Below are 26,511 nucleotides of genomic sequence, written 5' to 3' on the forward strand. Positions count from 1 at the left end.
AAAGATAAAAAATTTCAGTCAAGCGCAAATATGACTCATCAGTGCGCAAGCTACTGATACTTTTGAGCATGGTGGATGATATATCCATCTTGGTGGCGACCGGCAGGATCATGGTGTGTCCAATGCACGACGCCGCCTTGCTCGGTGTATTCATATTCACCATAGAAATCCACCCAATCCCCTTGATTAAGGTTATCAACGCGTGGTGCCAAATCGATGTTATGAGCGATTAATACAGTGTGAGAGTATCCTTGCAGATCGACAATGAATTTTTGATGACGACTGCCTTTGAGATCATCTTTTAATATTGCCCGCACCCTACCACAGCCTTTGACTTGTACATCAGAGCGTCTTTTTTCAAAACTTTGGGAAATCAGCTCATTATGGCACGGCAAGGCTTTTGGGTGTTCAAGCTGCTCATGAGTGATGTCACGATCTTGTTCATAGGCAACCTCGTCGGGAGGCTGACACCCAATGAACATGGTAGCAGCGGCGATAATGCCGCTGCAGATTAAGACTTGCTTGATAAGTTTTTTATGTAAATTGAAAATCAACGCTCGCCCAAACCTTCTGATAATGTTTTGGTAATTGGCTTGGTCAAGTAAGATAGGACGCTTCGCTCCATCGCCTTGATGTCTACACTGGCTGTCATACCTGGGCGAATCACAATATCATCAGCTCTACCATCAAATTCAGCTCCAGAGATGCGAATCTGCACACGGTAATAAGGCTGCTCGCCTTGAGGGCTTTGTTCCATAAGCGTATCTGGACTGATATAAACCACCTCACCATTCATAGCACCAAAAATAGAGTAGTCGTACGCATCTAATTTGACGCTGGCAGTTTGACCTTCTTTAACATAAGCAATATCAGCAGGACGAACCTTAGCCTCTACCACCAAATCACTGTCTGTCGGTAAAATTTCCATAATCACTTCACCTGGTCTGACCACACCGCCGATGGTAGTAACACGAATATTATTCACTTTACCTTCTGTCGGTGCAAATAAGCGTTTTTCCTGAAGGACTTGGCTGCGATCACGCAGCTGCTCTTGCTCAGATTGCAGCTCTTCTTGAGCACGTGTCATTTCTGCTTGCGCATCTTCAAAGTATTTATTGCGCTTATTGGTGATCTGGGCTTTAATATCTGCCACTTGACGGCGCAGGCGAATCACATCAGCTTGGCTTACGTCGCCATATTCTAACAAAGGCTCATTTAATGATAGCTCTTGACTTGCCAAAGACAACATCTGCTCAAGCGAAGCAATCTCTTGAGAAATGGCTTGGCGACGACGATTATAAAGCTCTGTTTGGTTTTGGACATATTCAGGGTAGCGATTAACACCCTCTGGAAATGTCAATGGACGATTTAAAATCTCAGCTTCTAGTCGTGCAACTTTGGCTTGCAGTGCCGCTACTTTGGTTGCTGAATTATCAAGTGCAGCCTGAGCACGCTCTTCTTCTAGCACCAAAAGCAGCTGACCTCGCGTGACATCCTCACCTTCTTTTACCAAGATTGACGACAACACCCCGCCTTCTGACGCTTGGATTTCTTGGGTTCGTGAGCTTGCGATTACTGTGGCTGTCGCGCGTGTCACCTGGTCAATCTTAGCAAAGTATGCCCAAGTTAGCAGAACCAACACTGTAACCAAAGCCGTCCAAATGATAATTCGCGCCCTATTTGAATTGGGTTTATGCGGCTGATAGCGATATGAATTTGACATTATTTAAATTTTCCACAAACAATGGATTTATTTTATAAAATACTAAGCTAACACTACACCAATCATCATCGATGATCATATCACACTATATTATGACTGAGCTGGCGTCGTGGGCGCTTGACCGTCTGTGATGCGAGCCTCAGGCTTTGAAGCAGCTTGAGCTTGTACCACTTTGGTTTGGCGCTGAGCCCGAGCAGCTTCTTCATTTTTTCGCAGCTGATCCAACACTGCCTGCTTTGGACCATCCATCACAATCTTGCTATCGTTCATGATAATAATACGATCTACCAATGCCAATAGCGCAGATTTGTGAGTTGATAAAATCAAGGTTTTTTGTGGGTCTTGCAGCTCCTGAGCCAGCACTTGGATGCACTGCTGTTCTTGGTTGTTATCCATGGAGGCGGTCGGCTCATCCAGCAGCCATACAGATGGCTGAGTCAGCACTAAGCGCGTGAATGCCACGAGCTGCTTTTGACCTCCTGACAGCCCCTTACCGCCTTCACTGATCATCAGATCCAAACCGCTAGAATGCCCCGAAACCAACTTGATCAAACCTGTTCTATGCAAAGCTCGGCTCAATACATCGTCATTCGGCGTCGGCATACCGATCAGCAAGTTATCTCGAAGTGTGCCCTGGAACAGACGGTGATCCTGCTGTAGATACCCCACTTGATCACTTAAGCTTTCTCGGCTAATTTGCGACATATCCAAACCATCTAGCAAAATATGCCCTGATGTAGGCGCATACAGCCCCGAAAGCAGCTTAAGTAAGGTTGACTTACCCGAACCGATCGCCCCCAAGATAGCCACGCGCTCGCCGGCACGAATCGTTAAATTAGGCACCTGAAGCGCTGGGCGATCATTATCCACATAATTAAACTGTAATTGGCTGCACTGATAATTACCATAAATTTTTGAAGGCGATAAAGGATAATTGACACCTTGGTTATCTTGCTGAAGGTTATATAGATTTTCAATGTTCATTTGAGCAGCTTTGGCATGGGAATATTGCACAAGCATATTTGGCACATTCATGATCGGCGACAAAATACGACCGCCCAAAATGGTCGAAGCAATCAATCCACCGATGGTCATATCGCCATTCATAACAATATAAGCACCTGTAATAACAATCCCCACATAGCTCACCTGCTGTAGCATCTGCACAATATAGTTTAAATTGTCATTAGCGTGACGCATTTTTAGGTCGTTTTGAGTGGTGACATTCATGACATTGAGCCATTTGGATAAAAATTTCCAATTGCCCGAACCTGCTTTGATGGTCTCAATGCCTTCAACAGCTTCAACCAAGATACCCGTTTTTTGATAGGAAGCTTGAGCGCCTTCTTGGGCGATTTGATTGATTTTATTTTTACTGTGCAGACCAAGTAATAAACCAATAATGGCAGCGATCAAGGGTACAAGCGCAATAATGGGAGAGCCGATCACAGCAATGATAGCAAGGTACAAGATGCTCATTGGCAAATCAACCAAGGTAAACAAAGTCGATGCAGTAAAAAAGCTGCGTACTTGCTCATAGCCCCTTAACTGCGCCGCCAAAGAACCGACCGAATTTGGCATCTGATCCACGCGTACTTTGAGCAGTCGCTCAAACACAGAACGCGATAAATTTTGGTCCATCCCAACCACCATTCGATCCATGACACGCGAACGCGCAAATTTCATGAATGCTTCAAAGAAAATCACCAAAGCCACGCCCGAACTTAAAATAATAAGAGTGTATTCACTTCTGGTAGGGATAACGCGGTCATAAACTTGCATCGAAAATAGCGAAACTGCCAGCGCCAATAAGCTGATGATAAATGAAGCAATCACCGCTTCAATAACAACTGACTTATGTTCCAAGATATTTTCACGCAAAAGCTTAGCAAAAGTGATCTTTTGTTGCTGCTGTGCGACACCTTTAATGTCAATTTTCGCTGTCAATTCAAAATCTTCGGCACGGCAGCGGTGTGTTTGATCTTGTTGAACAAACACCCAAATATCTTGCTCTAATTGAACAATACGCCCAAACCCCAAAGTTTTATGATAGCCCAAAAGTGGCATAAAAGCAGCATCTGGCGCTGCCAAGATTTGTATGCCATCATTTACACCCAATGACTGTAGCATCGTTTCAAGACTTGCGCGTGGCGTCGTCGTCTTTGTTGCCAACGCCAGACTTGACTGCATGCGATTTTTATCAACAGGGTAGCCTTGCTCCTTTAATATGATGCTGACAGCATGCGCAAGCTCTTGAGGATTGATATTTTGGTGAACTTGAATATCTTGCGTGGGCAAAGACATGACTAATTTTCCTTGATCGGCGATATCAGTTTTAACTGAGACTAAATTATTCGTTTACAGAGGCGGTATAGAACTGCTGTGCTGCGATATTTTGATTAGATGTTGGATAATAAGCATCCAAAATCAGCGATTCATTGATATGATCATGTAATAAGGGCGAAGCAGCCAAAAGATGAGCCGACTCTTCATCCGATGCATATGCATGATTTACCAGATCTTGAGCAATTAAGCGATTAATATCAGAATCAATGGGAGTGCTGCCAACCATCACTGGTGGCGCTATGGTCAAGTGATCGCTGTTTGTTCGTGCAAAATCTTGTAAGACTGACTCTATCTCATCTTGAGTGGGATTTTCTGGCAAGCCATCGCTGCTATCATGATATTCCCAGTCATCGGTAACATCAGACACATCGCGAATCATAGGCTCTGTCGTCGAAGGTAGCGAAGCAGGGTATTCAACCGTTGATAAATTGGTAGGCTGCTCAGATCCTTGTCTGGCTGCCAGATATTCGCCCAATTCGTCTTTGGCATAGACAAAAGGACGAAACTCGCCTGCTGGCTGCTGAATGAATCTCACCCCTTCTTGCTGCCATGGCATCAAAGCAAAATCCACTTGCAGTTTATAAAAATTGGCGACCATTTGTGCTTGAACTTGGCGTAGCTGTTGCTCATATTGCGCTTGATCACGCAATGAATTTAGAACCTCAAGCCAGCTTTTACGTCCCGCAATAAACTGACGGCGATATGAATTTAATACAATCTGTGCACCTGCCACTGCCGCTGTTAAAGACAATTCTTGATCGCGCGCACTGACGAATTGCTGATATTGTGTCTGGATATTTTCCATCACTGTGCGCCTGGCAGCTTCTTGAGACTGAATCAAGCTTTGAACACGAGCCTCCGAAGCGCGCGCCAGGGCAATATTTGAAAAACCTGCGCCAGGATTATAGCTCACACCAACTGTCACATTATCTTCAAAGCGATTATTGCGATGATGATAATCGTTTTTGTATTGTACATACACCGTGGGCATTTGACTGGCACGCTGTGACTTAACTTCATAACGCGCTGAGTCAATCTCAAAACGCTGGCGGATCACACTTGGATGATTTTCACTAATCTGAGCAAACGCCAAATCGCCATAATTTTGGGACTGCTCTTTGGCTTGCTTTGCCATTTCTGCCACATTCATGCCGCTAGGCGCACCCACAGAAACCCCGATCATCTGCTCAAGTCGTGCCTCAGCGATTCGCTGCTGTTCGATGGCACCTTGTAGTGAGTTTTGATCTTGTAAGATCCGATTGGTAACAAGATCTAGCTCAATTTTTGCAGAGACGCCTTGAGAGACTCGGCGCTGCATCATCGCCTCAAATTCTTCTAGCTGTTTTAGATTATTAATATAAAGCTCTTGTAGCGACAACGCATAAATATAACTTTGCCATACATCAATGGTATTTTTTGCAACTTCATTTTGCTGCTCGAGGATTTTGGCATTTGCTGCTCTATCGTCATTGATAGCTCGATTGACATCAGCGGTAAGCTTCCCCCCTGTCCATAAAGGCTGACTGACAGCAAAACTGGTTATATTGCCATCATTGCTATCATACTGAGACGACAAGCTTGGGGTCGGCAGATAGCCGAGCTTGGCAGCGGTTACACCCTCTAAGGTGGCTTGCCGATCTGCGACAGCTGCCCCCACCAGAGGATGTGTCTGTACAGCCATGCTGATAAGCTGATTCACCTGCAATGGATTAACATTAGCAAATGCAGGCAACATAGACAGTCCAACGACCGCTACCGCCAATTTGTTCAAAGGCAATTTTTTTGGTAAAAAACGGATTGAGCGTTTGTGTAAAGAATTAATCATGTATTCATACTCATAACAGGCAGCGATAAAACTGCTTGTGCTTTGGCTATCGTTAAAACTGCATTAACTTAGCAATCTTTTGATAATTACAAAGATAGTCAATAAATATGCCAATGCCTGCTGATAGACCACAGCTAATTATTATAGCAAATTATTCATCAAAGCTATCAAATTTTTATTACTTGATTTAATAAGCGTCCTTATTTACCATCCAATTGACAGGATTATGGTTACTAGATCGTTTTTGCTATCTTATTAATAACATAAATCTAACCGATCTCATTATCTTTATTAAATCATTAATATGCTATACTACATTTACTCTTTTTTTAGTCTATTATCAATCGATGAATACCCCAAAGTCGCCACCTGTTAAGCCAAAAGCCAATCAGTCAAACTTTCGGCACTCTTTTTTAATTATCTTGCTTGCAGTGATAGCAATGGCTGGGTTATTGGTTGCCAGCGTCATTTATTTAACCTCTCATTATGAACCTACGCCACCCACCCAAGACCCTGAAGCTGCATCTGATTTGAGTGTCACACCTTTGTCTGAGGAAGAAAAGGCAGTGATACAAGCTTTAACTGAAGCTGAGCTATTAGAGTCAGAAGCACTGACAGAGGCTGATGAGTCAGAAACTAAAGAAGAAGAGTCCGCTGAAGAGCCATCACAGCCTAGCGTTCAAACCAGAGACTCTGAAAGTGAACCTGATACCGAACCCAAGCCATCATCGGCTACACCTCAATCAAACGCTAACAATCAAGCCCCACAACCTCAAAATCCACCCCCGGAGCTTCATTTGCCGTCTCGACAAATGCCTGCTGCTGCACCAATCGTCGATCAAGAATATATTAATCATGAGGCAGCTCAGCAAGCAGATCTCATCGATGCAGAGATTTCAATTGCAATCAATCAAGTTCGCAAACTCAATGAGCAAAAATTGGCGGCGGTGATTGCAGAACGCACTGAAATATCAGCGCCCAAACAAACCCCTCAAGAGACTGGTGACAATCCATCTGAATGACTTGATCATAAAGAAAGTGACTATGTTTCTGCCAATTTGATCGTCACTTGATTGGCTTGGACGGACTTACCCAGTAGCAACTGCTCAGCCACTTTTACTTCACGAACATCACCAAAACCTGTAAAACGATACTCAATACCACGGTCGATGACTGTAATTTCGCCATCTTTAGCGGTGACTGTAGCTGATGGCGATAAGGTTAGGGCTTTATTATTGATTTCAAAGCGCTTGGGTGTCAATCTGAGCTGACCTTGTGAAAACATATGGCGAGATTTTGCTTTTTGTCTTTGAATATTAAAAGCGAAAATTTGCACTGCAAACAAAAACAGTGCGCCTATCGCAATCGATACAGGGGCAGTAAAACAAATGACCGCCACAATCAAGCCGCATACCAATAAGACAATCGACCACCAAAATAGCGGATCTTTTGTTTGTCCATTTAATGTGATGATAACGCCATCGCCGTCAACTGTGAGCATACTACCAGCCCAGCGCTTGCTTCTGTGCTTCGATGATTTGCTTGATGCCTAACTCTGCCAATCCTAGCATCGCATCAGCTTCATCACGAGTGAACGGCTTTTCTTCTGCGGTGCCCTGAATCTCAATAAATCCTCCCGCTTGCGTCATCACCACATTCAGGTCAGTATCACAAGTTGAATCTTCGGCATAATTCAGATCAAGCAGCGCCTGACCATCCTTGATGCCCACAGAAACTGCCGCCACCAATCCCAAAAGCGGGTCTTGGGTGAGTTTCTTATCACGCTGAAGATGCTCTAAAGCATCAATCAAAGCCACAGCTGCCCCGCTGATACTGGCTGTGCGTGTACCGCCATCAGCTTGAATCACATCGCAATCAATGTAAATGGTGTTTTCGCCAAGCTTTGACAGATCCAACATGGCGCGCAATGAACGCCCGATCAGACGCTGAATCTCTTGGGTGCGCCCTGATTGTTTTCCTCGCGCCGCTTCGCGCTGCGTACGGGTACCTGTGGCGCGTGGCAACATGCCATATTCAGCAGTCAGCCAGCCCTTACCTTGACCTTTTAGCCAGCGTGGTACGCCAGCTTCGATACTAGCAGTACATAAAACTTTAGTCTCTCCAAAGCAGACAAGCACCGAGCCTTCGGCGTGTTTGGTGTATTGACGGGAAAAACTGATGGGGCGAAGTTGATTTTCTTGACGATTATCGATGCGCATGACGGCTCTCAATGATTTAATTTTGTTGGATGTCATTTTACCAAGATATGCTTGATATTACAAAGTATCATCAAATTAAATTTCAAAAACCAAAAAACCTGCCATAAGTTTGGCAGGTTTTGGTCACGCATTATTTGCTTTCTTCAAGTTTTCTGAGCTCTTTACGCAGAATCTTACCGACGTTAGATTTGGGTAATTCACTGATGAACTCTATGTATTTAGGGCGCTTATAGCCTGTCAGGTTTTCTTTTGCCCATGCGCGCACTTCTTCTGTGGTCAGTGACGGATCCTTTTTGACCACAAAGACCTTGACCACTTCACCGCTGTGATCATCAGGCACGCCGATCACACCGCACTCAATGACTTTTGGATGGGCGGTGATGACATCTTCGACCTCATTTGGATAGACATTAAAGCCAGACACCAAAATCATGTCTTTTTTGCGATCGACAATTTTCACAAAACCTTTTTCGTCCATGAAGCCGATGTCCCCTGTGCGGAAATACCCATCCTCAGTGGTGACTTTTTGGGTCTCATCAGGACGCTTCCAATAGCCGACCATCACCTGAGGACCTTTGGCACAGATCTCACCTGGCTCACCCATTGCCACTTCATTACCATCATCATCCAAAATTTTGATGTCGGTTGCTGGCATGGGGATACCAATTTTACCTGTATAGCCGCCTGGTGGGTTTAGAGTCAGTACCGGTGATGTCTCAGACAAGCCGTAGCCTTCGATAATGTAGTTACCCGTCAGGCGCTCCCAAGCCTTAGCAGTGTCAGATAATACCGACATCCCGCCGCCCAATGACAATTTTAAATTGCTGTGGTCAAGCTGCTTAAATCCTTCATGATGCACCAAGCCATTAAACAAGGTATTAACCGCAGGGAAGAACGCAGGCTTATATTTGGCATAATCTTTACATAGCGCTGGAAAATCTCTTGGGTTGGTGATCAGCAGCATACTAAAGCCCATTTTCATGCCCAACAGACCACACGCTGTGAACGAAAAAATGTGATAAAGCGGCAAGGCAACCGCGACATATCGATTTGATAGATCCTGCTCAGGGAAGACTTTATTGAAAAATGGGATACACTGCTCAACATTCGCAGCAAGGTTACGATGTGTCAGCATGGCGCCTTTTGCCACACCTGTCGTGCCGCCCGTATATTGTAATACAGCAATGTCATCCAAGCTCAACTCAGGGCGATTATAGCTACCTGCCGGGACTTTATTAAGCGCCTCTTTAAAAGAAACATGACCAGGAATATTCCACTCAGGCACCATTTTTTTGACGTGACGGACGACGGCATTCACCAAAAATCCCTTTAAGCCAAGCATATCACCCAAAGATGCGACGATCACATGGCGCACTTGACCTTTATTCACCACTTTTTCAAATGTATGCGCAAAATTCTCAACAATAAATAGTGCTTTAGCCTCTGAATCGTTCAGCTGATGCTCAAGCTCATGCGAGGTGTACAAAGGATTGACATTCACCAGTGTCAATCCTGCACGCACAATAGCAATCATCGCAATCGGATATTGCAAAATATTTGGCATCATCACCGCGACTTTATCACCTTTGACCAAGCCGAGCGACTGAAGATACGCGGCCATTTGACGGCTATAGTTATCAATTTCGCGATAAGTCAGCGATTTATCCATACAAGTAAACGCAACTCGATCACCAAAACGCGCAAATGCCTCATCAAAAATATCCATGAGCGAATTGACATTGTCAGGCAAACTGAAGTTAAAATCTAGATTATGTTCTTGATAGGTTTGATACCAAGGCGAATCAGTTGAGATGGTGAAATCGGTTGTATTGGTCATGTTCATTTATTTCCTTATATTAAACAAATCCATCAAAAGCCAAAAGGGGCGCGATGCATAGCGCATGGTGCGCTATGGTTGTAAATCTAGCATAAGTTACCCAATTAGACAAGAACTGTGACCAAAAAGTTACAATTTACTTTGCGATATCATTTTATGCAAAAATACTATAAAAATTTCAATCAAATAATGGAGATTTTTATAAAGTTTTTGAGGGTGTGATCATGGTATATTGATCAAATGATGGTCAGCCATAAAAATGGGCAAAGCGGCGTTAAAATAAAAAAGCGAGGAGACTCCTCGCTTTATGCTCTGTCATGTTGCCAAGTATTCATTTATAAATTTCTTAGCTCTTTTCTTAAAATCTTACCCACATTAGACTTAGGCAGCTCATCCACAAAAGCAATTTTTTTGGGGCGCTTATAGCCTGTTAGATTTTTCTTTGCCCACATTCTAATGTCTTTTTCGCTCAATTCAGGATCTTTTTTGACAATAAAGACTTTCACCACTTCGCCACTGTGCTCATCGGGCACACCGATGACGCCACACTCTAATACGCCTGGATGACTTGAAATGACCTGCTCAACTTCATTTGGATACACATTAAACCCTGATACCAAAATCATATCTTTTTTACGATCGACGATTTTAAAGTAGCCGTTTTCGTCCATCACACCAATATCACCGGTTCTAAAATAGCCATCTTCTGTCATCGCTTTGGCAGTTTCTTCAGGCTGTTTCCAATAGCCTTTCATGACTTGGGGACCCTTGGCAGCAATCTCGCCTGCTTCGCCTTGCGCAACTTTATTACCATCATCATCAAGCAAAATGATATCGGTTGAAGGAAAAGGAATGCCAATTTTGCCGGTATAACTGCCCAAAGGATTAAAAGTCAGCACCGGTGACGTCTCAGACAAGCCGTAACCTTCGATGATATAATTGCCGGTGATTTTTTCCCAAGCTTCGGCAGTGCTTGGTAATACCGCCATACCGCCGCCCAATGACACGACCAAATTGCTGTGATCCAATGATTTAAAGCCTTTATGATTACAAAGAGCATTAAACAAAGTATTCACCGCAGGGAAGAACTGGGGGCGATATTTGCCAAATTGCTTGGTTAAATCATCAAAATCACGCGCGTTCGGAATTAATAAAAGCGCAAAGCCCATTTTCATGCCAAGCATGGTCACCATGAACGAAAAGATGTGATACAAAGGCAAAGCAACCGCCATGTACTCGCCGTGTTGGTGCGACTTTTCAAAGCCTGATTTGACATAGGTCATGCACTGCTCTACATTGGCGATCAAATTACCGTGCGTGAGCATGGCGCCCTTTGCCACGCCTGTCGTACCGCCTGTGTACTGCAAAATAACCACATCATCCAAATCAACCGTCGGCTTGGTATATGAGTAATTACCTTTTAAAATATCCTTAAAGCTGACTTTATTTGGGATGCAATAATTTGGCACCATTTTTTTGATGTGGCGCACGACAGTATTAATCACTATGCCTTTTAGACGCATCATATCGCCAATGCCCGTGGTGATCACTTGGCGAATTTGACCTTTGTCTTGAACCTTTTCAAAAGTATGCGCAAAATTCTCAACAATAAATAGCACTTTGGCTTCAGAATCCTTCAGCTGATGCTCAAGCTCATGCGCGGTATACAAAGGATTGACATTGACAAGCACATATCCTGCACGAACAATACCCATCATCACTGCCAAATACTGCGGTGTATTTGGCATCATAACTGCCACTTTATCACCTTGCTCCAAGCCCAAAGATTGTAGATATCCAGCGATATTTTGGCTCACCTGATCAAGTTCATCATAGCCGATGTGCACACCCATGAAAGTAATTGCGCGCTGTCCACGATTGGCTTGAAAATTCACATCAAAAAAATCTAGCAAAGAATTGACGCCTTCTGGCATCTTTAATTGAATGTCCAAATTGTTTTTTTGATAGGTTGTCTGCCAAGCACGATCCGCCGGCGTCACAAACCCCGAATAATTAGTCATAGATAACCCCCTATTTATGATTTTGAATTTTGAATACAGCAAAGCAGTACAGTACAAAGCTAAGCGCAGATTGACAATCTTTTTTTATGAACTGTTTTTCACATTTTTTGATTGACAAATATCTCAAATTATCTTAAAGAGATTTTTTATCAATGATCTTTGCGATACATCCAACCAACTGCTCGGCAATGTTGGCTTTGCTAGCTTTAGGCAAATCGACTGACGACTCACCATATTGCTCAGCAAAAAATACCGTCATGGCATTATCATCACTACCAAACCCAATCGATTGATCCGACACATCATTCACCGCAATCATATCCAAACGCTTGGCGGCAAGCTTGGCTTTGGCGTAGTTTTCGGTGTCTTGAGTCTCAGCAGCAAAGCCAACAGCCAAAAGATTGGGATAGGCGCTGCAAATGGTTGCCAGAACATCTGGATTTTTCACCAGTTCAAGCGTCATGCTTTCTTGACCTTGGGTTTTTTTAATTTTATGCGTGGCAACAGATGCCATCTTAAAATCAGCCACCGCCGCCGTCGCGATGAAAACATCCGCTCTTTGACACACACTTAAGCACGTCTGCAGCATCTCATCTGCAGTGCCTACGGTCATTTTTTTGACACCGTAGGGTGTCTGTAAAACGACGCGCTTGCCCGACACCAAAATAACATCCGCCCCAGCGTCCCGGCAAGCACTCGCCAAAGCATAGCCCATCTTGCCGGTAGAGTGATTGGATAAAAAGCGCACCGGATCTATCGGCTCAATCGTGGAGCCGGCGGTGATTACGACCGTCTTACCAAGAAGCGACTGGGGAATTTGGCGACGCGCATAAAAAGCCAAAATCCGCTCACACAGATCTTCAGGCTCAGGCAAGCGACCCGCACCAACATCACCACATGCCTGCTCGCCGCTGTCAGGACTGATCACATGATGACCAAATTGGCGTAGTTTTTTAAGATTATCTTGGACGATCGCATTCGCCCACATCTGCTGATTCATGGCAGGCGCGATCATGATTGGCGCGCTTGTTGCCACACAAACAGTCGTCACCAGATTATCCGCAAAACCACCGGCAAGCTTGGCGATCGTATTGGCAGAAGCCGGCGCAACCACCACCAAATCCGCCCATTTTGCAAGCTCAATATGCCCCATACCAAGCTCGGCGGTCTCATCAAGCAGCTCAGTGTGCACTGCCTGCCCTGTCAAGGCTTGAAATGTCATAGGCGTGATAAATTCACACGCCCCTGCCGTCATCATGACTTTGACAGAGCACCCTGCCTTGATCAGCAATCGGGCCAGTACGGCAGACTTATAGGCGGCAATACCCCCTGTCACAGCCAATAAAATATTTGGTAATTTGCTCATAATTTTCATCTGACAAATAAATTGGCATTATACACCATAACGCCCTTATCATCACCCACAATCCAAGATGCTACCAAAACAAATATCGACACACCATGGCAAAGCACATCAGCACAATGACAGGTCTGATAAATTTTGCGCCGCCTTTCACCACCATTTGACTGCCTGCAATCGCACCGATGATCTGCCCTGCCATCATCACAAATCCTACTTTCCACAACACATGACCGCCCAGCATAAAAAATAACAAGCTGGCAATATTGGTCGAAAAGTTTAAAAGCTTGGCAACTGCCGTGGCTTTGATCAAATTCATCCCGCGCAAAGCGACATTGGATAGCGCAAAAAATGTGCCTGTGCCTGGTCCTAAGTAGCCATCATAAAACCCAACAAGCGGAACGGCGGTTTTTTGCCAAGTGCGATGACTGATTTTGGGTGCTTGCTCAATTTCTCCCAAATTTGGCGCAAATAAAGTATAAATCCCAACACCTGCCACCAAAAAAGGAATGACAACTTTGAGCATCTCAGGCGGTGATAGCTGCACCAAAAGCGTCCCAAGCGCAGAGCCAATGAATGCCATCAATATCGCGCCTTTGATCTGCGAAGGATGGATGATGCCCTTTTTTATCATCGTTAAAGAAGCAGAAAAAGACCCTGCCGACGCTTGAAGTTTATTTGTTGCAAGCGTTGCCACAGGCGGTACACCTGCCAACAAAAGCGCAGGAATCGTCAACAGCCCGCCACCGCCCGCCATCGCATCCACAAAGCCTGCCACAAGTGCTACCGCAAATAACAGCGCCAAAATCTCAAAGCCTAAATCCATACCCACCCTTAATATCCGCCCATGTTGACAGCTAAGCTATTATACATGACGCATTTGATCTTTCAGAATTATTTTGCCTGAGTGAATTTGGTATTTTTGAGATAAATTCGCTAAAGTTTTGTAATCAAGCCTTTATCATAACCTTATTTTTATGCTAAAGTTAGGCATCATTTTATCAAATTCAGTGCCTGATATCGGATAATGCCCATTTGATGATACAAAGCACCCAATGTAGGATTCTTATGTTTGCACGAATCAAACGATTTTTAGAGCTTGAAGCGGCAGGTGGCATCGTGCTTGCCGCCGCCGCCCTTCTTGCCATGATTGTCGCCAATTCACCCTTAAAAAGCTTCTATGATGCCTTTATTCATGCGCCTGTGGTAGTGCAAGTGGGCGCATTTGAGATTGCCAAAGATGCCCATCATTGGATCAATGATGGCTTGATGGCAATATTTTTCTTTTTGGTGGGACTTGAGCTAAAGCGCGAAGCTTTGGTGGGCGAGCTGTCTGACATTAAGCAGATTATGATGCCTGCCTTGGCGGCTATAGGGGGTATGATTGTACCGGCGTTGATTTATGCCGCCTTTAACTATGGCAATCCCGAACAGTTGGCAGGTTGGGCGATCCCTGCCGCTACAGACATCGCCTTTGCTTTGGGTGTGCTGAGCTTGCTTGGTAACCGAGTGCCAAATGCACTGAAAGTCTTTTTGGTATCCATCGCCATCTTTGATGACCTTGGCGCGATTGTGATCATTGCTTTGTTTTATACCAGTGATTTATCGCTATTTTCATTGGCGGTGGCTGCGGTGTGTTTTCCGTTTTTATTTCTTTTAAATAGAATGAATGTTGTCAGACTCACGCCTTACTTACTTATTGGTTTGGTAATGTGGGCTGCTTTGCTAAAATCAGGTGTGCACGCGACTTTGGCAGGGGTTTTGCTTGCGTTTTTTATCCCATTACGAAATAAGAACGACCCTGAGCATTCCCCATTAGAAGAGCTTGAGCATGATTTGCACAATACCGTAGCTTTTGGTGTGCTGCCTTTGTTCGCCTTTGCCAATGCAGGCATTAGCCTAGCGGGCACAAGCATTGATACATTACTTCATCCTGTGCCGCTTGGCATCGCTGCAGGCTTATTTATCGGTAAACAAATTGGCGTCATGGCAGCTGTATTCTTCTGCTTAAAGCTTGGACTGGCAGGCTTGCCAAAAGGCACAACCGTCAAACAGCTGTATGGTGTATCTATGCTGTGCGGCATTGGCTTTACGATGAGCTTGTTCATCTCAGGTTTGGCATTTGGCGGAATCCCTGATGGCTTTGATCCACGTCTAGGCATCATCCTAGGTTCGATCATCTCAGGCGTTATTGGCTATGTCATCTTACGCGGTAACATTCCAAACGCTGACCACCCTGTGCTTGCCAAAGACTCAGGCGAAGGCTTTATCCCAGCAGCCAATGGCTTAAAATAAGCCGATTAATGAATATTTGAAAGCTTAAGCCAACACATATGTTGGCTTAATTTTAAGTTGTTGTATTAGGCATCTAAAGCTTAAAGACGCAAAACTTAAGCAACATTATTCACATCAATATTACAGTTTACCCATCAAACATCATTCAAAAAATCGTCATTTGACCTATAATAATAAAACCAATTATGGCATCTGTGTGTTTACAAAAGGAACAATATGATGAAAAAATTACTTCTAAGCTCTGCAATCGTTACCATGGCAATCACTGGCTGTGCAACTTCAACGACAGTCAGCACGCCAGCTTCACAAACCAAGATGACCATGCCTGCTAATACAGCGCATCAGCAAACGCTTGTCGCTACTTACCAATGTGATCAAAACGCCAAAGTTATGGCAAAATATCAGCCAAACGAAGATCGCGCGGTCTTAACCATCAACGCACCGACTTGGCAGCTAAACAACCAAGAAATCACCATGCATCCAGCAGTGAGCGGCTCGGGTATGCGTTTTATTAACGATACTAACCCAAACAGTCTATACGCTTGGCATGCCAAAGGTCGTGACGGTATTTTATCAGTCACAATCGCAGGTAAAGAGCATATGCTAAGCTGCGAAGCGACCGCCAAATCGATGTAAGTCTTTAAAAAGTTAATACTTTTTATATCCAAAACCCCAACCAAATTCGCCTTGGTTGGGGTTTTATAGTTGATTATTTATAGTATGATTGACTGCTTGATTGGATGAATGTTATTGGGAGAATTGTGAGCTTATGACCGTTTTTTGGATAATGCTTTTCGCTTACCCATCGGATCGATCGTCAAGTCTCGATAAATTTCCACGCGATCGCCTGAGCGAAGCGTTGTATCCAGGCGTCTTTTTTGGCTAAAAACACCCACATACCACGCTTTATGATTGGGATCGTTAGCCATGTTATGGTGCACCCAAGCCCAAAACTCATCAAACTCTTCACCGCATGCCCAGGGCGTCGCCTTTAATGCTTCATAAATTGTCGCGCCCATCGGCAAGCTGATCTCACTATAATACTGCCTGCCCAAAAGTGAAACATGGCTTACAGCAACGGTAATATCAGACTCTACGCAATCCATTCAAGCACCAAACCCACGAGCGCGGCAATGATCGCGATTGGAACAATGATACGCACAAACACTCGCCAAATATTATAACGAAGCTCGCTGTTCATATTAAATGTTTTGCGCAAATGGCTAATTTTCATGACAAAGCCTGAAAAGATCGACAGCATCATCACTGCCACCAAGCTTAGGCAAATAATAACAATTAATAAAATATTGGCAGGAATGACACTAAATAAAATCGCAAGTAAAAGCGTCGCCGCTGCCGCCACCAAAAATCCAAAACGCGCAGTAAGCTGTATGGCAGCATAGTATAATAAAAATGCAGCAATCAATAGCATCCCAAGACTGGTCACAACAAAAGACGGAATGGTCACCAAAGCCGAACCTGCTAAAATAGCCAGTGAACCAAAGATCAGCTGTGTCAGCCAAATCGGCAAGATGTACCCTGCCAAAGATTTTTTGGCTTGCATAAGGCTTGGCGTCGTCGCCATACCCCCAAACCAATACAAACCCGTCCCAACGCCAACACACAACAGCGCAAGCACCACCGCGCGAGACCACTCTGCCAAACTGACCTCGGTCATGACAGGCACACTCACCGCGCTATCAGCCAAAGATAACAATGAGCCCATCAAAATCAGCAAGACCCCAACGATCAGCAAGCGGCTTTTGAGTAGACTTAAGATCAGCGCAATGACCGTCAAACCCGCTGCAATACCAAAAGCTGGTATATCTGAGTGCTGCAAGGTTGAGCCAAAATGCGCATATGCTCCCAAAGCTATACGCCCCGAAATACTGGCAGCGATCAATATGGCGATCAGCACAGAAAGCAGCGCAAACCCACGCCAAACCAAGCCAGCATCTGCTTCACGAGTCAGTTTTTGCATGCCTTGCCACGGTGTATCGCCCGAACGCGCCGACAACGCAAACTCAGCAAACAAAACAGGCAGACCAACCAAGACCATCGCTAAAACCCAAATCAGCCAAAAGTCCAGCTCGCGCGCCATATTGGGCGCTACTTGACCGATAAATATCAAAGGCAAGGCGCACGCCACAAAAAATACCGTATATCGATGTAACATAATTAACACCATGATAAAGATTTGGGATATTTTAACATAAAAACCAGTAAAGCCTAAATCCCATCAACGATCAACAAAAAAACCCCCATAGTGGGGGCTTTGGTTTTAAGCATGCAATCAGTGAACAGCTGCTAAATATTCAGACAAGATTTTGATATCACGATCAGACAGTCGCGCCGCTACCATCTGCATCATGCCCTTATCGCCTGCTTTGGCGGCATCATTGGTACGTACTTCCATATCTGATGCCACATCATCTTCACGACCAGCGGCGCGGAACAGTTTTAGCTGAGTGGCAAGATAAGCAGCGTGCTGACCACCCAAACGAGGGAATGCTGCATAGGCATTACCTGCACCCTTTGGATCATGACAACCTGCACAAGGAATCACGCCACGCGTCTTATCGCCGCCCAAATACAATTTGGTGGCTTCTGCAACAGTGGCTTTATTACCATAGCCTGGCGTCCATGGCGTTTGGCTGGCATAATACCCTGCCAAGTTTGCCAAATCCTGCTGATTCAATCCAGCCAATTGAGCTTCCATAATGCCATTACGACGCGCTTTGGTTTTAAAATCAACCATCTGCTTATAAAGATACTTGATATTTTGACCGCCAAGGTTCGGCTGAGCAGGTACAGGGCTCACACCATCAAGACCATGACATGCAGCACAGTTGGCTTCAACAATGGCTCTACCTGCTTCAATGTCATACGCAGGCACAGTCACGGCATAGGCTGATAAACTGGCAAGACCAATTCCTGAGGCTAGAGCGAGTTTGGCTAAAGTTGCTTTTTTGGCAGGTTTCATAATAATTTCCTACTAACTTGGCTAAGTCTTGGGTGATACTATGGCTAAATCTGAATTTAGCCCATCATTTATAATTCAAAAAACCACTGATGACAATTCATCTAAGTAACTTTCGCTATTATAGCAAGAGTTGGGTAAATTTTCCTACAAAAATTGTGGTTTTAGTAACATTTTTTTCAAATAATCGTGATTTTATTGACAAAATCAAGAAATGGATGAACATTTAGAGGCAGCCAAGCAGAGTGATTATCACACTTTGCTCTATTTACTCATGTATTCAATCAGTTCAGCAAAGTCTTTGTCTGTACAATTTTGGCACAGCCCCATGGCAGGCATCTGCGGCATCCCTTGACGAGTGGATTTGATCAATGCTTCTTTGCCTTTTTGCTGATTTAGGCGATTCCATGTGGCGACATCGCCTTTTTTGGGCGCATTAAAAGTACCACTATCATGACAAGCTGCACAGCTTTTGGTATAAGTTTGGCTCACATCAGCGTGCGCAGTTGAGACCGCAGTCAAACCTAAGACCATTAACAGCGAGATCATAGTTTTCATAAGAACACTCTCATGTAATGAAATGAGTCTTTATTATGGGTGTTTTTAGCATAATTACAAGAGCATTTTGGTAAACGGTCGATCAAGTCCTGTCACACAGATCAAGCTTAAAATCCTTTATGTGCTATATGCGTCGCCAAGTCGTGCCAGCTCGGCTGTCTTCAAGCTCAATGCCTTGCGATTTTAGCTCATCACGGATGGCGTCTGCCTTGGCAAAGTCTTTATCGGCTTTGGCTTTTTGACGCTCCACGATCTTGGCAGCAATGGCAGCATCGCTCAAGCCGTCGCGAGTGCTGCCGATATGGGCTTGCAAAAACTCATTAGGCGATGATTGGGCGATATTCAGCACCGAAGACAACGTCTTTAGAATGGCGGCTTCTTGGACTGCTTTTTGGTGCTCGCCTGCTTTTATTGCTCGATTGATCTCCGCCACGATGCCAAAAAGTACGCTCACCGCTTTTGGGGTATTAAAGTCATCATTCATCGCTTTGGCGAATTCTTGACCTGCTTGACTCTCCCAAGCGCTTGGTGAGATTGAGATTGAGCCGAAGTTTTCAGCGGATTTTAGCGATTGATAAATGCGTGACAGCGCCGTATGGCTTTCTTTGAGTGCGGTATCAGAAAAATTCACTGGGCTGCGATAGTGGCTAGATAATAAGAAAAAACGCACCGTTTCAGGATGAAATTTATCCACCACTTCGCGAATGGTGAAAAAATTCCCCAAAGATTTGCTCATTTTTTCGCCATCAATATTAATAAAGCCCATATGCATCCAATGATTGGCATAAGTTTTTCCGCTGACGCCTTCAGATTGGGCGATTTCGTTTTCATGATGCGGAAATTGCAAATCATGCCCCCCACCATGAATATCAAATGTCTCACCCAAGCAGCATGTACTCATCGCACTACACTCAATGTGCCAACCTGGGCGACCCAGTCCCCACGGTGATTGCCAATGTGGCTCAGAGGGTTTGGCTGCTTTCCACAGCACAAAATCAAATGGATTTTGCTTATCGTCTGCTGCACTGACGCGCTCTGATGCGCCGGCTTGCATGTCATCGAGTTTACGCTTTGATAATTTGCCATAGTCGGGAAATTTATCGACAGCATAATACACATCACCGCCATCGCCTTGGTACGCCAAGTCTTTATTCATCAAACCATGAATAAGATCTTGCATATTTTCGATATGCTCGGTAGCGCGCGGCTCCATGTTGGGCGATTGGCAGCCGAGCGATTTTTCGTCTTGCCACATCGCAGCGATAAAGCGGTCGGTCAGATCAGTAATGGTTTCGCCATTTTCATTGGCTCGGTGAATGATTTTATCGTCAATATCAGTGATATTGCGCACATAATTGACATCAAAGCCAATCGCTCTTAGCCAACGCACAATCACATCAAACCCCACCATCACGCGGGCATGACCCATGTGGCAGTAGTCATAGACCGTCATGCCGCAGACATAGATGCCTATTTTACCCGCTTCAATCGGCTTAAATGTGCGCTTGGTTGCGCTTAGGGTATCATAAAGCTGTAGGTCTTTTTGGGTTTGGCGTAATGCGCTCATGATCTTATTTTCCAAACAATAAAAATAAAATAGTGATGATCACTTAAGCCACCGATCAAACTTCCCTAAGCATAGGTAAATTGGTTATGTTTGATTTGGGCTTAAAATATGACGATTAACCACTCATGATAGCAAATTTTTCTTTAGATTTCAGTAAATTTGCAAAAGATTTGATGATGCTGCCTGTTTGAGCATCGATTCATTTGGCGACGGCAGTTTTGATGGATGTGTCATCATCAGTTTGGGTGATGTGACTGGGTTTTGGATGATTTTACCACTGATATGGGCTATAATAACGCCATTTTAAAGCGATTTTACAATTAATGGGATTTTTATGACAACGAACCGTAAGATTTTAGTTACTAGCGCTTTGCCTTATGCCAATGGTCCAATTCATTTGGGGCATCTGGTTGAGTATATCCAAACTGACATTTGGGTGCGTGCCATGAAAGCCATGGGTCATACCGTGACTTATGTGTGCGCCGATGACGCACACGGCACCGCCATCATGCTCAAAGCCGAAGCCAATGGCGTCACACCTGAAGAGCAGATCGCCACCGTCAAAGCAAGCCATGAGAAGGATTTTGCAGGGTTTTTCGTTGATTTTGATAATTATTACTCAACACACAGCCCCGAAAATGAGCACTTTTCCCAAAAAATTTATACCAAATTACAAGAAAATGGCTACATCTTCACCAAAGATGTTGAGCAGCTGTTTGATACTGAAAAGGGGCTATTTTTGGCGGATCGCTTCGTCAAGGGCGACTGCCCTGAATGCGGCGCACCCGACCAATACGGCGATAACTGTGAAGTCTGCTCAAGCACCTATAATGCCACAGAGCTAAAAAACCCGTATTCCACGCTTTCTAACTCAGTGCCTGTCATCAAGTCATCAAAACACTATTTTTTTGATTTACCGCAGTTTGATGATTTTTTAAAGACATGGACAAAAGCGGACGGACGCCTTCAGCCCGCCATTTATAACAAGCTGTCTGAGTGGTTTGAAGCCGGTCTTGCGCCTTGGGACATCAGCCGTGATGCGCCATATTTTGGCTTTAAAATTCCAAATACCCCTGCCAGCGAGCCAGACAAATATTTTTATGTTTGGCTTGATGCGCCTGTGGGCTATATGGCAAGCTTTAAAAATCTGTGTGAGCGTAATGGCATAGATTTTGACGAATATTTTAATAAGGACAGTCAAACCGAGCTGTATCATTTTATCGGTAAAGACATCGTTTATTTTCATGCGCTGTTTTGGCCAGCCATGCTTGAAGGCGCTGGCTACCGCACGCCGACAGCCATCAATGCGCATGGTTTTTTGACCGTCAATGGCGAAAAAATGAGCAAGTCGCGTGGCACCTTTATCAAAGCAGAAACGTATCTGTCTCATCTAAATCCTGAATATTTGCGCTATTATTTTGCCAGTAAATTATCAGCAAACGTTGAAGACATTAACCTTGATCTGGATGACTTTATGCAAAAAGTCAATTCAGATTTGGTTGGTAAAGTGGTCAATATCGCGTCGCGTTCGGCAGGATTTATCCATAAAAATAATGCAGGCAAACTTGCCGACAGCTTATCTGAACCCAAGCTTTTGGAAGATATCATCGCAGCAGGCGATGAGATTGCCACCGCTTATGAAGCACGCGAATTTTCTAAAGCTACCCGCCTAATCATGGCGTGCGCCGACAAAGCCAATGAATATATCGACACTCATAAGCCTTGGGCGCTCAATAAAGAAGGTAAAGTTGAGGAGGTTCAGGCGGTCTGTACGGTCGCACTCAATATTTTCCATAAGCTTGTGATTTATCTTGCGCCTATTTTGCCTACACTATCAGGGCAAGCCAAAGCATTTTTAAATGTCGATAGTTTGGATTTTGAGGCGCGGCATCATCACTTAACAGCGCACACCATCAATGCCTTTTCGCCGCTCATGCAGCGTATCGAAAAGGATAAAATCAGTGCCATGGTCAATGATTCAAAAGAAAGCTTGACTGAGTCAAAGCCTGCCAAAAATACCAATCAGCAACAATCTAACAAAAAATCAGCCGTACAAACTGGCGATCATATCAGCATTGATGATTTTGCCAAAGTGACAATGCAAGTGGCACATGTGGTTGACTGCCAACGCGTTGAGGGTGCAGATAAGCTATTACAATTCACCTTAGATATCGGTGAAGAAACTACTCGCAATGTATTTAGCGGTATCGCCAAATTATATCAGCCTGAGGAGCTGACCGGTAAAAAGGTGGTTTGTGTGACCAATTTGGCACCCCGCAAGATGAAGTTTGGTATCTCAGAAGGCATGATTTTATCCGCCGAAAAAGACGGACAATTAACCGTGATCACCCTGCCTGATCAAATGCCAATCGGCGCCACTTTGGCATAATCTCACAATCATAAAATCCGCTGAATGTTAGGCATTCAGCGGATTTTTTTCAATAGATCAATGAGTTTAATGGACATCAACTCTCAGCAACTGGATGTTGGCTGTTCTTGTCATCGCAGAGGCTTTCATACTCATCAAGCGCTTTTTCAAGCAATGATGGCAAAGATTGGATGTTTGGCAGCGCTGCTTGGCAAGCGGTGATCCCAAAATCAATACAATCTTGATAATTGGTAAAGCTGATATTCAGTGCCTGCCCATCAAGCAGCACCGACGCAGGATACATCGCTGTCAGACGTGCACCACTTAAATATAACGGTGTGTCATCACCAGGGATATTTGAGATGATCAGATTAAATGCTTGCTTGGTTGGAAGTGCTCGTGTCGCCAAATTCACCCCCGCCCAAGCATAGTGCGCTGCGGTATAATTAATAAACTCAGGTTGAGTCATACGCCCAATACGCCCTTTGCCCGCCTGCATACTGTCATGAATCACCATCAGTCGCATGATAGGATCGGGATTATCTGTGCCCAAATTGGTCGGAATGAATGAGATTTGATTACCAATTGCAGTGTCATTTTTACGCAAAGATGTCGGCACAAAAGCAATCAAAGGCGCATCAGGCAAGGCGTTTTGTGAAATCAGATAAGCTCTGACGGCAGATGAGCACACCGCCAAGATCATGTCATTGGTGCTGACATTGAGCTGTTTAGCGATCTGCACAAAACGTGCTTTTTTTAGTGTCATGACAGAAATGTGTCGACTGGTACCGATTCGCTGATTGAGTATGGACGCTGGTGCCTGTAAGCTACTGATAAACTGTGTTTTTGGTGTTTGAGATGAGGTGGTTTGGCTCAGCTGATAATCAGACTTAAGCTCTTGATAAACTGGCTTTAGACCCAAAATTTGATCTTTAAAATGCCCTAAAATCGACTTTTTATCCATTGCAAAGCTTGACCCTTTACGGCGAATGTCTCTCAACCAAATTGGCTTGGACAGCTTTTCGTCAGGCGAGTGCGACAGCGAACGCTGAAACAATCTCATCGCAGCGACGCCATCCATCATGGCATGATGAACTTTTAGGTACAACAAAAACCGCTTAGATCCGCCTTGTGTTTCTGGCTCAAGATTATCAAATAAATGCAGCTCCCATAGCGGTCTGGTGCGATCTAATTGACGCTCATGCAGTCTTGAGATTTGAGCGAGCGCCTCCGACATCTTGCCAGTTTGTAGGCTGTGCTGATAACAATGGCGGTCGATATGAAATTTGCGAATGGTTTTCCAAGCAACCCTATGATAAAGCACTTGATTAAATGGGAAATTAGGGATGGCATCAGGGTCGATTCGATTGGCAAGCTCATTGATAAAGCTGGCTTCATCTTGATCTTCGGGCAGCTCAAAAACACAAATGCCAGCCACATGCATTGGCTGTTTGGCATTTTCTAGTAATAAAAATAGTGAATCAACAATGCTTAGCGCACGCATAATCCAAGACCCCTTAACCCAAAAAGTGTTCTATGATAACAAAATTTTGGGTTAATGATAAGTCCTCAAATTTTTATTTTTGTCACTGCTAAGCACTGATGGTCAAATCAGGCTAAGGCTGCCCAATTTAAGGCATCGTCGGATTATTTGAAAAAATATCCTGTCTGCGGTGAGCTTGCTTGTGCCATATAGCGTGCTGGCATACGCCCCGCCAAGAAAGCTTCTCGACCTGCTACCACCGCATGGTTCATCGCTGAAGCCATCAAAACTGGATTTTTGGCGTGAGCAATGGCAGTGTTCATCAAGACACCATCACATCCAAGCTCCATGGCGATCGCTGCATCTGACGCCGTACCCACGCCTGCATCGACCAGTACAGGCACTTGGGTCTGCTCAATAATCAAACTTAATGTATGACGATTTAACAACCCAAGTCCCGAACCAATCAAACTGCCAAGTGGCATGATTGCCACACAGCCCATGCTCTCAAGCTCTTTGGCGACGATGGGATCATCTGATGTATAAACCATCACCTCAAATCCATCCTCAATCAGTACTTGTGCCGCTTTGACGGTCTCGATGACATTTGGATATAAATTCTTCTCATCACCAAGCACTTCAAGCTTCACCAGATTATGACCATCAAGCAGCTCTCGTGCTAGCATACAGGTACGAATGGCGCTATCGGCATCAAAGCAGCCTGCTGTGTTAGGCAAAATGGTATATTTATTTGGGGAAATCACATCCAAAAGGTTCGGCTCATCTTTATTTTGACCGATGTTGGTTCGGCGAATCGCGACGGTGACAATTTGAGCGCCGCTGGCTTCGATGGCATCTTTGGTTTCATTTAGATCTTTATATTTTCCTGTACCAACCAACAAGCGCGACTCAAAAGTTCTGCTACCAATAATCAATTTATCCGACATATCAAACCCCTTATAACGTCTAAGAATTCAGCATTAATCATGCCTTGATTGATTAATAATCAATAAATACGCCGAAATATTGTACAGTAAAGACCTTTTTATGACAATGATTCACCCCATAATTTCAAATAAGGCAACAAAAAAAATCCCATCAATAACCTATTGATAGGATTTTTGAATATGGGGCGACTAATGGGACTCGAACCCACGACAACCGAGATCACAACCCGGGGCTCTACCAACTGAGCTATAGCCGCCATAGTAATGCAGGCATATGGCGCGCCTGGCAGGATTCGAACCTGCGACCACCTGCTTAGAAGGCAGATGCTCTATCCAACTGAGCTACAGGCGCTCGAGTGGCTTAGTATGTTGACAATGCCAACAAAAAAAGCCTGTTCGGCTTTAAATGGTCGGAGTGGAGGGATTCGAACCCCCGACCCTCTGCTCCCAAAGCAGATGCGCTACCAAGCTGCGCTACACTCCGATTTCATCACTTCAAGCTTTTTGTTATCAGCTCGTCGTTGTGGTGCGTATAATACAACTAAGACCCCAAGCTGTCAACCACTAATTTCTATAATTTGTCATAAATTTTATAAGTTATTGATTTTAATAAGAAATTTATCAAACTCAATCTGACTCTGTAATAATCACCATGCCGCTGGCGATCGCACCGCGCGTACCACCAGTTAAATGAATAACACGGCGCTCATGATCTAACTCATTGATTAATGCTGCTGCTTTTTGTGCCTTAGTACCGCCGCCACACAGCACATAAATATCGCCCTTTGTGGCATCCAAAAGCGATTTATTAATCGTATTAAGCGGATGATTAACCGCATATTCGATATGCCCTTCTTGATACTTTTGGGCGTCTCGCACATCCCAAATTACTTGATCTTTGGTTGGTGTAAATTCAGTGATTTTAAGTTCAGTGATCATTGTTGATTCCTTTAGTCTCCAAATAAATCTTATCAATAAGTTT

At 44.4% G+C, this 26,511-nt stretch carries 22 protein-coding genes and 3 tRNA genes; 4 read left to right on the top strand and 21 right to left on the bottom strand.

The window, feature by feature from the left end:
- Window positions 1-50: 50 nt before the first annotated feature.
- The 4 genes from U0021_RS02390 to U0021_RS02405 form a co-directional block, all read right to left on the bottom strand.
- Window positions 51-554, bottom strand: a complete 504-nt coding sequence (locus U0021_RS02390; protein ID WP_227538719.1) for a DUF3465 domain-containing protein — start codon at window positions 552-554, stop codon at window positions 51-53.
- Window positions 551-1,723 (bottom strand): HlyD family type I secretion periplasmic adaptor subunit, encoded by a 1,173-nt coding sequence (locus tag U0021_RS02395; RefSeq protein ID WP_078255558.1) that lies wholly within the window; start codon window positions 1,721-1,723, stop codon window positions 551-553. The genes U0021_RS02390 and U0021_RS02395 overlap by 4 nt, the downstream gene beginning before the upstream one ends.
- 90 nt (window positions 1,724-1,813) lie before the next feature.
- Entirely contained in the window at window positions 1,814-4,027 is a 2,214-nt protein-coding gene (locus U0021_RS02400) for a type I secretion system permease/ATPase (protein ID WP_114800747.1), read from the bottom strand.
- 46 nt (window positions 4,028-4,073) lie between these two features.
- On the bottom strand, window positions 4,074-5,894 hold the full coding sequence (locus tag U0021_RS02405; protein ID WP_227538718.1) for a TolC family protein: 1,821 nt from the start codon (window positions 5,892-5,894) through the stop codon (window positions 4,074-4,076).
- Window positions 5,895-6,241: 347 nt separating this feature from the next.
- Between U0021_RS02405 and U0021_RS02410 the strand changes: the two genes are divergently transcribed.
- Window positions 6,242-6,916, top strand: a complete 675-nt coding sequence (locus tag U0021_RS02410; RefSeq protein WP_114800746.1) for a hypothetical protein — start codon at window positions 6,242-6,244, stop codon at window positions 6,914-6,916.
- Window positions 6,917-6,936: 20 nt separating this feature from the next.
- On the opposite strand, the gene U0021_RS02415 is transcribed toward U0021_RS02410, so the two are convergent.
- The 6 genes from U0021_RS02415 to U0021_RS02440 form a co-directional block, all read right to left on the bottom strand.
- Complete coding sequence (locus U0021_RS02415; protein WP_114800745.1) at window positions 6,937-7,395, bottom strand: hypothetical protein; 459 nt, start codon at window positions 7,393-7,395, stop codon at window positions 6,937-6,939.
- A gap of 1 nt (window position 7,396) precedes the next feature.
- Window positions 7,397-8,113, bottom strand: coding sequence for a ribonuclease PH (gene rph, locus U0021_RS02420; RefSeq protein ID WP_114800744.1), 717 nt, complete (start codon window positions 8,111-8,113; stop codon window positions 7,397-7,399).
- A 130-nt stretch (window positions 8,114-8,243) separates the two neighbouring features.
- Window positions 8,244-9,950 (bottom strand): AMP-binding protein, encoded by a 1,707-nt coding sequence (locus U0021_RS02425; protein ID WP_078255749.1) that lies wholly within the window; start codon window positions 9,948-9,950, stop codon window positions 8,244-8,246.
- A gap of 335 nt (window positions 9,951-10,285) precedes the next feature.
- The gene (locus U0021_RS02430; protein WP_114800743.1) at window positions 10,286-11,971 is read right to left on the bottom strand and encodes an AMP-binding protein; all 1,686 of its coding nucleotides are present in this window, start codon (window positions 11,969-11,971) and stop codon (window positions 10,286-10,288) included.
- 133 nt (window positions 11,972-12,104) lie between these two features.
- On the bottom strand, window positions 12,105-13,346 hold the full coding sequence (gene coaBC / locus U0021_RS02435; protein ID WP_114800742.1) for a bifunctional phosphopantothenoylcysteine decarboxylase/phosphopantothenate--cysteine ligase CoaBC: 1,242 nt from the start codon (window positions 13,344-13,346) through the stop codon (window positions 12,105-12,107).
- Window positions 13,347-13,407: 61 nt separating this feature from the next.
- Window positions 13,408-14,157, bottom strand: a complete 750-nt coding sequence (locus U0021_RS02440) for a TSUP family transporter (protein WP_114800741.1) — start codon at window positions 14,155-14,157, stop codon at window positions 13,408-13,410.
- Between the two features lie 242 nt (window positions 14,158-14,399).
- On the opposite strand from U0021_RS02440, the gene nhaA reads away from it, so the two are divergent.
- Both nhaA and U0021_RS02450 read left to right on the top strand, forming a co-directional pair.
- On the top strand, window positions 14,400-15,626 hold the full coding sequence (gene nhaA, locus U0021_RS02445; RefSeq protein ID WP_327037537.1) for a Na+/H+ antiporter NhaA: 1,227 nt from the start codon (window positions 14,400-14,402) through the stop codon (window positions 15,624-15,626).
- 219 nt (window positions 15,627-15,845) lie between these two features.
- Window positions 15,846-16,262 (top strand): MliC family protein, encoded by a 417-nt coding sequence (locus U0021_RS02450; protein WP_114800982.1) that lies wholly within the window; start codon window positions 15,846-15,848, stop codon window positions 16,260-16,262.
- 131 nt (window positions 16,263-16,393) lie between these two features.
- Here the strand turns inward: U0021_RS02450 and U0021_RS02455 are convergent, their stop codons facing one another.
- The 5 genes from U0021_RS02455 to cysS all read right to left on the bottom strand — a co-directional run bounded on the left by U0021_RS02455 (window position 16,394) and on the right by cysS (window position 20,731).
- Complete coding sequence (locus U0021_RS02455; RefSeq protein ID WP_114800981.1) at window positions 16,394-16,732, bottom strand: RnfH family protein; 339 nt, start codon at window positions 16,730-16,732, stop codon at window positions 16,394-16,396.
- Complete coding sequence (locus U0021_RS02460) at window positions 16,720-17,802, bottom strand: hypothetical protein (RefSeq protein WP_114800980.1); 1,083 nt, start codon at window positions 17,800-17,802, stop codon at window positions 16,720-16,722. Before U0021_RS02460 ends, U0021_RS02455 begins: the two co-directional genes overlap by 13 nt.
- 117 nt (window positions 17,803-17,919) lie before the next feature.
- A complete protein-coding gene (locus U0021_RS02465; protein WP_114800979.1) occupies window positions 17,920-18,609 on the bottom strand; it encodes a c-type cytochrome in 690 nt (229 codons plus the stop codon).
- A gap of 261 nt (window positions 18,610-18,870) precedes the next feature.
- The gene (locus U0021_RS02470) at window positions 18,871-19,164 is read right to left on the bottom strand and encodes a c-type cytochrome (protein ID WP_078255546.1); all 294 of its coding nucleotides are present in this window, start codon (window positions 19,162-19,164) and stop codon (window positions 18,871-18,873) included.
- 124 nt (window positions 19,165-19,288) lie between these two features.
- Window positions 19,289-20,731 (bottom strand): cysteine--tRNA ligase, encoded by a 1,443-nt coding sequence (gene cysS / locus U0021_RS02475; RefSeq protein WP_114800978.1) that lies wholly within the window; start codon window positions 20,729-20,731, stop codon window positions 19,289-19,291.
- Between the two features lie 334 nt (window positions 20,732-21,065).
- Between cysS and metG the strand changes: the two genes are divergently transcribed.
- Window positions 21,066-23,120 (top strand): methionine--tRNA ligase, encoded by a 2,055-nt coding sequence (gene metG / locus U0021_RS02480; RefSeq protein ID WP_114800977.1) that lies wholly within the window; start codon window positions 21,066-21,068, stop codon window positions 23,118-23,120.
- Window positions 23,121-23,196: 76 nt separating this feature from the next.
- Here metG and U0021_RS02485 read toward each other — a convergent pair whose 3' ends face one another.
- From U0021_RS02485 to U0021_RS02510, 6 genes are all read right to left on the bottom strand, one after another.
- Window positions 23,197-24,603 (bottom strand): wax ester/triacylglycerol synthase family O-acyltransferase, encoded by a 1,407-nt coding sequence (locus tag U0021_RS02485; RefSeq protein WP_114800976.1) that lies wholly within the window; start codon window positions 24,601-24,603, stop codon window positions 23,197-23,199.
- A gap of 143 nt (window positions 24,604-24,746) precedes the next feature.
- Window positions 24,747-25,529 carry a thiazole synthase gene (locus tag U0021_RS02490; protein WP_049237378.1) on the bottom strand — a complete coding sequence of 261 codons (783 nt, stop codon included), beginning with the start codon at window positions 25,527-25,529 and terminating at the stop codon, window positions 24,747-24,749.
- A 181-nt stretch (window positions 25,530-25,710) separates the two neighbouring features.
- A tRNA-His gene (locus U0021_RS02495) sits at window positions 25,711-25,786 on the bottom strand.
- An 18-nt stretch (window positions 25,787-25,804) separates the two neighbouring features.
- Window positions 25,805-25,881: transfer RNA gene (locus tag U0021_RS02500), tRNA-Arg, on the bottom strand.
- A 55-nt stretch (window positions 25,882-25,936) separates the two neighbouring features.
- Window positions 25,937-26,013 (bottom strand) — tRNA-Pro (locus U0021_RS02505).
- Between the two features lie 143 nt (window positions 26,014-26,156).
- Window positions 26,157-26,468, bottom strand: coding sequence for a rhodanese-like domain-containing protein (locus U0021_RS02510; RefSeq protein WP_114800975.1), 312 nt, complete (start codon window positions 26,466-26,468; stop codon window positions 26,157-26,159).
- Between the last annotated feature and the right edge of the window lie 43 nt (window positions 26,469-26,511).

Source organism: Moraxella canis (genome assembly GCF_034424565.1).
Lineage (GTDB): Bacteria > Pseudomonadota > Gammaproteobacteria > Pseudomonadales > Moraxellaceae > Moraxella > Moraxella canis.